Raw genomic sequence first — 7,374 nt, forward strand, 5'->3', positions numbered from 1 at the left:
CCCCTTCACCACCGCGCCCACCCGCCGCCACACGCACCGTCGCCCCGCCGCGGGGGTCCGCGGCCGTGGCTACGCTGGGCCCATGATCAGAGTCGTCCTCGCCTCCGCCTCCCCGTCCCGCCTACGGATCCTCCAGCAGGCCGGGGTCGACCCGCTCATCCGCCACCCCCAGGTCGACGAGGACGCGCTCCAGGCCGCTCTCGCCGAGGGGACCCCGCATGTACGCGTGGTGGAGGAACTGGCCCGGGCGAAGGCGCAGGACGTCCTCGACCGTGAGGGCGAGTCGCTCGCGGATGAGGCCCGGGGGGCCGGGGCCGACACCCTCGTCGTCGTGGGCTGCGATTCGATGCTCCTGGTCGACGGTCGGCTCGAGGGCAAGCCGCACACCTACGAACGGGCGATGGCGCGGTGGCAGAAGATGCGGGGTCGTCACGGGGTCCTCATCACCGGCCACGCCGTCGTGCTCGCCGACCTCACCGGGGACGGGCCCCTCGTCGTCACCGGGCGAGCGACCGACACCTCCGACACCACCGTCCACTTCGGCGCTCCCTCGGACTCCGACCTCGATGTGTACCTCCGCACCGGCGAACCCCTCGAGTGCGCGGGCGCCTTCACCATCGAGTCGCTCGGCGGGTGGTTCATCGACCGGATCGACGGCGACCCGTCGAGTGTCATCGGACTCAGTCTTCCGCTGTTGCGGCGCCTCCTCGAGGACGCCGGGATACATGCACACCAGGTGTGGCGGCCTGAGCTTCGCGCCTGAACAGCAGGTCAGAGAGGCCGAGTCCCGAAGCACCCGACCCCACGGAGCAGCTCACGGACCCCCAATCCCACACATGAGGGGGGCCTCTCATTAGACTGCTGGAGAATATCGGTCCCCCACCGGGCGCACCGGTCTAAGAGACGTCCATCACCAGGAGGCCCTGAGTGCCCAGTCATGCCAGCTCTCACATCACCAAGGTCCTCGTCGCCAACCGCGGCGAGATCGCCGTCCGTGTGATCCGCGCGGCGAAGGACGCCGGCCTGGCCAGCGTGGCCGTGTACGCCGAGCCCGACGCCGACGCCCTCTTCGTCAAGCTGGCGGACGAGGCCTTCGCCCTCGGAGGCACCACCTCCGCGGAGTCCTACTTGGTCTTCGACAAGATCCTCGACGCCGCCGCCAAGTCCGGCGCCGACGCCATCCACCCCGGGTACGGATTCCTCTCCGAGAACGCCGACTTCGCGCAGGCCGTCATCGACGCCGGCCTGATCTGGATCGGCCCCCCGCCGAACGCCATCCGTGACCTCGGCGACAAGGTCACCGCGCGGCACATCGCCGAGCGGGCCAACGCGCCGATGGCGGCCGGTACCAAGGACCCCGTCGCCAATGCCGACGAGGTCGTGAAGTTCGCGGAGCAGTACGGCCTGCCCATCGCCATCAAGGCCGCCTTCGGCGGCGGCGGGCGCGGGATGAAGGTCGCCCACGAGATGTCGGAGGTCGCCGAACTCTTCGACTCGGCCACCCGTGAGGCCACCGCCGCCTTCGGCCGCGGCGAGTGCTTTGTCGAGCAGTACCTCGACAAGGCCCGCCACGTCGAGGCGCAGGTGCTCGCCGACCAGCACGGCAACGTCGTCGTGGCCGGCACCCGCGACTGCTCCCTCCAGCGCCGCTTCCAGAAGCTCGTGGAGGAGGCCCCCGCCCCGTTCCTCACCGACGAACAGCGCAAGCGGATCCACGACTCCGCCAAGGCGATCTGCAAGGAGGCCGGCTACTACGGCGCCGGCACCGTCGAGTACATGGTTCAGGGCGACACCATCTCCTTCCTCGAGGTCAACACCCGACTCCAGGTGGAGCATCCGGTCACCGAGGAGACCGCGGGCATCGACCTGGTCCTGCAGCAGTTCAAGATCGCGGAGGGCGAGGTCCTCGAGTTCACCGAGGACCCGACCCCGCGCGGCCACGCGTTCGAGTTCCGCATCAACGGTGAGGACGCCGGCCGTGGCTTCCTGCCCGCCCCCGGCACCATCACGGCGTACCACGAGCCCAGTGGGCCGGGTGTCCGCGTCGACTCCGGAGTCGAGCAGGGCGACACCATCGGCGGCCAGTTCGACTCGATGCTCGCCAAGCTCATCGTCTGGGGCGAGGACCGCGACCAGGCGCTGGCACGGTCGGCCCGCGCGCTCGCCGAGTACACGGTCGAGGGCATGGCCACCGTCATCCCGTTCCACTCCCACGTCGTCGCCAACCCCGCCTTCGTGGGAGACGGGAAGGGCTTCGACGTCTACACCAAGTGGATCGAGGAGGAGTGGGACAACCCGATCGAGCCGTGGAGCGCCACCGGCGCCCCCGCCGACGACGACGAGCCGGTCGAGCGGAAGAAGGTCGTCGTCGAGGTGGACGGCCGTCGCGTCGAGGTCTCGCTGCCCGGCGACCTCGCCTTCGGCGGATCCCATAACGGTGGCACCGTCCGCCGCAAGGCCAAGGCACGCACCCGTGGTGGGGCCGCCGGTGCCGCCGCCTCCGGGGACGCCGTCTCCGCCCCGATGCAGGGCACCGTGGTCAAGGTGGCCGTCGAGGAGGGCCAGGAGGTCAAGACCGGCGAACTCATCGCCGTCCTCGAGGCCATGAAGATGGAGAACCCGGTCACCGCGCACAAGGACGGCGTCGTCACCGACCTCTCCGTGGACGCCGGAGCCGCGGTCACCCAGGGCACGGTGCTCTGCGAGATCAAGTGATCCGCTGACCCGCCCGCATGAGACGTCGGCGCCGCCCACCCGGGCGGCGCCGACGTCTCATGCGGGGAGCGCCGTCAGGACTGCGTCCCTCCCCCGCGGGGTTCGTGCCCGGTCAGCCCGGGTGGTCGACCACCGGTTCGGCGACGGCGGGATCGACGGTCGCCTCCACCAGGAACTCGCGGATCTCGGGGACGCCGCGAAGGAAATGATCGGCTTCGTCGTCGGACTCCGTCACCTGGCTCGCCCGCTCGGCCTCGACCCGTTGCTCGAACATCCGGACCTCCCGCTCGACGCGGTCGGGACCCCAGTCCAACACTTCCGCCATGAGTTGGGCGACTTCTCGAGCACAGGCCACGCCTCCGTGCTGGTACTCCATCGAGATCCGGGTGCGGCGCACCAGGACGTCCTCCAGGTGCAGCGCGGACTCCGCCAGCGCGGCGTAGACCACCTCCACCCGCAGGTAGCGGTCGGCGCCGACGAGGGATTCCAGCAGATCCGGGCGGTCCGCAGCCAGATCGAGCACGTCCTCGAGGAGCGAACCGTACCGACCCAGCAGGTGCTGGACCTGTTCCTCCCTGATCTCGTAATCGTCCGCGATCCGGTCCGCGCGGTTGACCATCGCCGGGTAGCCGTCGGCACCGAGGAGCGGGATGCGATCGGTGGTCGAGGCCGGAACGGTCTCCGCGCGCTCGGGCCCCAACTCGGCCACCGCGGCGTCGACCGCATCAGCCGCCATGACCCGGTAGGTGGTGTACTTGCCGCCCGCCACCACCACGGCCCCGGGTGCCGCGCGCATCACCGCGTGTTCCCGTGAGAGCTTGGCGGTCGAGTCGGCCCCGCCCGAGAGCAGGGGGCGAAGGCCCGCGTACACGCCGCGGACGTCGTCTCGATCGATCGGGGTGGTGAGAACGGCGTTGACGTGTCCGAGGATGTAGTCGATGTCCGCCCCCGTCGCCGCCGGGTGGGCCAGGTCGAGTTGCCAGTCGGTGTCGGTCGTGCCGATGATCCAGTACTCGCCCCAGGGGATCACGAAGAGCACTGACTTCTCGGTCCGCAGGATCAGGGCCGCCTCGGAGTCGACCTTGTCGCGGTCCACCACGATGTGAACCCCCTTCGAGGCACGGACCGTGAAACCGCCCACCTCCCCCAACATCTCCTGCAGATGGTCCGTCCACACCCCGGCCGCGTTGAGCACCACCTCGGCGCGGACATCGGTCTCCGCTCCGCTCTCGGCGTCGCGGACCCGCACCCCGGTCACCCGGTCGCCGTCCCGCAGGTACCCGATCACCTGGGTGGAGTTGGCGACCACCGCACCGTGGAGCGCCGCGGTCCGGGCGAGGGTGAGGGTGTGACGGGCGTCGTCGACCAGGGTGTCCCAGTACCGGATGCCGCCCACCACGATGTCCTCGCGAAGACCGGGGGCCAACCGGTGCGCACCCGCGCGGCTGTAGTGCTTCTGCGGCGGGACGCTCTTGGCGCCGCCCATGAGGTCGTAGAGGACGAACCCCGCGGCCATGTAGGGGCGTTCCCAGAACCGGCGGGTCAGCGGGAACAGGAACTTCAGGGGCTTGACCAGGTGCGGGGCCAGTCGGGTCATGCTGAGTTCGCGCTCGTGGAGGGCCTCCGCGACGAGCCCGAAGTCGAGTTGTTCCAGGTAACGGAGCCCCCCGTGGAACATCTTGGAGCTGCGCGAGGAGGTACCGGCGGCGAAGTCGCGCGCCTCCACCACCGCCACGCTCAGGCCGCGCGTCGCCGCGTCGACGGCGCTGCCGGTGCCCACCACGCCCCCGCCCACGATCACGAGGTCGAAGGACTCCTCGGAGAGCTTCCGCCACGCCTCGACCCGGCGTTCCGGGCCGAGTACGGACCTGGATCTGTTCGTGGGCATCGTGCTCCCTCCGGGGCCGGGTATCGGATTCCGGCCGGTCGCGCCCGACTCTACGCCCGGCCGGACGTAGTCTGGCGACGTGACGCGTAACACCTTCATCCTCGCGATCGACCAGGGGACCACGTCCTCGCGGGCCATCCTCTTCGACCACGACGGCCTGCCGGTGCCCGCGGCGACCGCCCAGGTCGAACACCGGCAGATCCTGCCCCGGGCCGGATGGGTGGAACACGACCCGTTGGAGATCTGGGAGAACGTGCGCACCGCCATGGCCCAGGTGGCCGGCCACGCCGATCTCGAACCGGCACTGGTGAGCGCGATCGGGATCACCAATCAGCGGGAGACCGTGGTGGTGTGGGAGCGGGAGACCGGCGAACCGGTGTACAACGCGATCGTCTGGCAGGACACCCGGACCTCCGGGATCTGCTCCCGGTTGGCCGCAGCGCACCCGGACGGAGACGACCGGTTCCGGGACGCCACCGGACTGCCCCTGTCCACGTATTTCGCGGGTCCGAAGATCCGCTGGATCCTCGATCACCTCGATTCCGAGGGGCGGCGGGGCACGGAGCGGGCCGAGGCCGGAGAGCTGTTGGCCGGGACCATCGATTCGTGGCTGGTGTGGAACCTGACAGGTGGCCGCCGCGGCGGCACCGACGGCGAACCGGCCCTGCACGTCACCGACGTCACCAACGCCTCGCGCACCCTGCTCATGGACCTGCGGACCCTCGACTGGTGTGACGAGCTCTGCCGCGAGATGGGGGTGCCGCGGGCGATGCTGCCCGACATCGTGCCGTCCTCGGGGGTGATCGGTCACGTGACCGAGCGACGAATGTTCGGCGGCACCCCCATCGCGGGGATCCTCGGTGATCAGCAGGCCGCCATGTTCGGCCAGACCTGCTTCGACCCCGGCGATGCCAAGAACACCTACGGGACCGGCGCGTTCCTCCTTCTCAACACCGGCACCACGCCCCAGTTCAGTGACAACGGTCTGCTCACCACCGTCTGCTACCAGCTCGGGGACGCCGACCCCGTGTACGCCCTGGAGGGCTCCGTCGCGGTGGCGGGCTCGCTGGTGCAGTGGCTGCGGGACAACCTCGGGGTGATCTCGAGTGCCGAGGAGACCGAGGATCTCGCCAAATCCCTCCGGGACAACGGCGACTGCTACCTCGTGCCGGCGTTCTCCGGGCTCCTCGCCCCGCGGTGGCGTCCGGACGCGCGCGGGACGCTGGTGGGCCTGACGCGGTTCCACACGCGAGCACACCTGGCGCGAGCCGCGCTCGAGGCCACGGCCTTCCAGTCCCGCGAGATGACCGACGCGATGGCCGCCGATGCCGGTGAGACCGCCGACGCGCTGCGCGTCGACGGCGGGATGGTGGTCAACGACTACCTGATGCAGTTCCAGGCCGACATCCTGGGCATCGACGTGATCCGACCCGAGGTCACCGAGACCACCGCGCTGGGCGCCGCGTTCGCCGCGGGTCTCGCGGTGGGCCAGTGGGACTCCCCCGACCGGCTCCGCGAGTTGTGGCGGGAGGACCGGCGATGGCAGCCGCGGATGGCCGAGGACGAGCGCGCACGCCTGTGGGGTCGGTGGAACGACGCCGTCGAACGGACCCTGGGATGGGCGGCCACGGAGAGCTGATCAGCCGGGGGTCGGCGGCCCGGCGTGGAAGACGGCGGGCCGCGAGGGCGTCACCTCCACCCGGTCCCCCACCTCGACGATCCGGCCGCCCGAGACGGGGACCGCGAAGCTCTGCCCGGTCCCGTCGAAGCGCATCCGGACCAGGGTCGACGCGCCGACGAACTCCACGCCCGTGCACACTCCGTGACCCTCTGCTCCGACCCGTCGGACCGCCAGGCTCTCGGGGCGCCACAGGACGGTTCCGTCGCCGTGCGCGGGCGAGTCGAGCGGGACGGTGCCGATCGCGGTCTGCGCGACCCCGCCGTCCGCGGCGGCCGGGAGCAGGACGACCTCTCCCGCGAGCTGGGCGACCTCACGACTGACCGGGTGATAGTAGAGCCGTTCGGGAGTGTCGACCTGGGCGAGACGACCGTCGATGAGCACGGCCACCCGGTCAGCGGTGGCCAGCGCCTCCGCGCGGTCGTGAGTGACGAGGACCGACGTCGCGCCGGACTCCGCGAGCAGCGCCGAGACCTCCGCGCGGACCCGCCCCCGTAGGGCGGCGTCGAGAGCGCTGAACGGCTCGTCCAGGAGGATCAAGCCCGAACCCGGGGCGAGAGCTCGTGCCAGCGCGACCCGCTGCTGCTGACCGCCGGACAGTCGGGAAGGGCGGTCGTCGGCGCGGTCCGCCAACCCGACGAGGTCCAGGACCTCGCGCACCCGGGCCGCGCGTTCCCTCCGGCTCCGCCATCGCGCCAGCGGGTCGACCGGCACGAGTCCGAACCCGACGTTCTTGGCCACCGACAGGTGCGGGAACAGGGCGCCCTGCTGCGGGACCAGACCTATCCCGCGATGTTGGGCGGGCAGCGGGTCCACCCGGCGACCGTCGACGAGAATCCGCCCCGCCGAGACGGGGTGGAGCCCGGCGATCATGCGCAGGACGGTGGTCTTACCCGACCCGGAGGCACCGAGGACGGCCAGCGCCTCGCCCGAGCCCACGGTCAGATCGAGGTCTCGGACCACGGTGGCGCCGCCGTAGCCCCCGGCGACCCCCCGGAGCTCGAGAACGCCACCGGGGCGTCTGTCGACCGTCATGTAGCACTCACCTGGGTCTCCTCCGAACGAGCCGAGATGGCCGCCCGGGCCGGTACTC

Annotated in this window: 5 protein-coding genes; 3 read left to right on the forward strand and 2 right to left on the reverse strand. The window is 71.0% G+C overall.

Going from position 1 to position 7,374, the window contains the following annotated elements; translation table 11 throughout:
• Positions 1 to 82: 82 nt before the first annotated feature.
• Together IY392_RS00150 and IY392_RS00155 are read left to right on the forward strand one after the other, a co-directional pair.
• Positions 83 to 763 (forward strand): nucleoside triphosphate pyrophosphatase, encoded by a 681-nt coding sequence (locus tag IY392_RS00150; RefSeq protein ID WP_107755921.1) that lies wholly within the window; start codon positions 83 to 85, stop codon positions 761 to 763.
• A 164-nt stretch (positions 764 to 927) separates the two neighbouring features.
• Positions 928 to 2,715, forward strand: a complete 1,788-nt coding sequence (locus IY392_RS00155) for an acetyl/propionyl/methylcrotonyl-CoA carboxylase subunit alpha (protein ID WP_107755920.1) — start codon at positions 928 to 930, stop codon at positions 2,713 to 2,715.
• Positions 2,716 to 2,827: 112 nt separating this feature from the next.
• Here IY392_RS00155 and IY392_RS00160 read toward each other — a convergent pair whose 3' ends face one another.
• Complete coding sequence (locus IY392_RS00160) at positions 2,828 to 4,603, reverse strand: glycerol-3-phosphate dehydrogenase/oxidase (RefSeq protein ID WP_107755919.1); 1,776 nt, start codon at positions 4,601 to 4,603, stop codon at positions 2,828 to 2,830.
• 79 nt (positions 4,604 to 4,682) lie between these two features.
• Between IY392_RS00160 and glpK the strand changes: the two genes are divergently transcribed.
• A complete protein-coding gene (gene glpK / locus IY392_RS00165; RefSeq protein ID WP_194860211.1) occupies positions 4,683 to 6,242 on the forward strand; it encodes a glycerol kinase GlpK in 1,560 nt (519 codons plus the stop codon).
• Here glpK and IY392_RS00170 read toward each other — a convergent pair.
• On the reverse strand, positions 6,243 to 7,374 hold a 1,132-nt coding region (locus IY392_RS00170), incomplete at its 5' end, for an ABC transporter ATP-binding protein (RefSeq protein ID WP_309233959.1).

The organism is Dietzia sp. SYD-A1, from assembly GCF_015356725.1.
Taxonomy (GTDB): domain Bacteria; phylum Actinomycetota; class Actinomycetes; order Mycobacteriales; family Mycobacteriaceae; genus Dietzia.

Coding starts and splice junctions, on each gene's coding strand:
- IY392_RS00150 (WP_107755921.1), top strand. CDS start 83: ATGATCAGAGTCGTCCTCGCCTCCGCCTCCCCGTCCCGCCTACGGATC.
- IY392_RS00160 (WP_107755919.1), bottom strand. CDS start 4,603: ATGCCCACGAACAGATCCAGGTCCGTACTCGGCCCGGAACGCCGGGTC.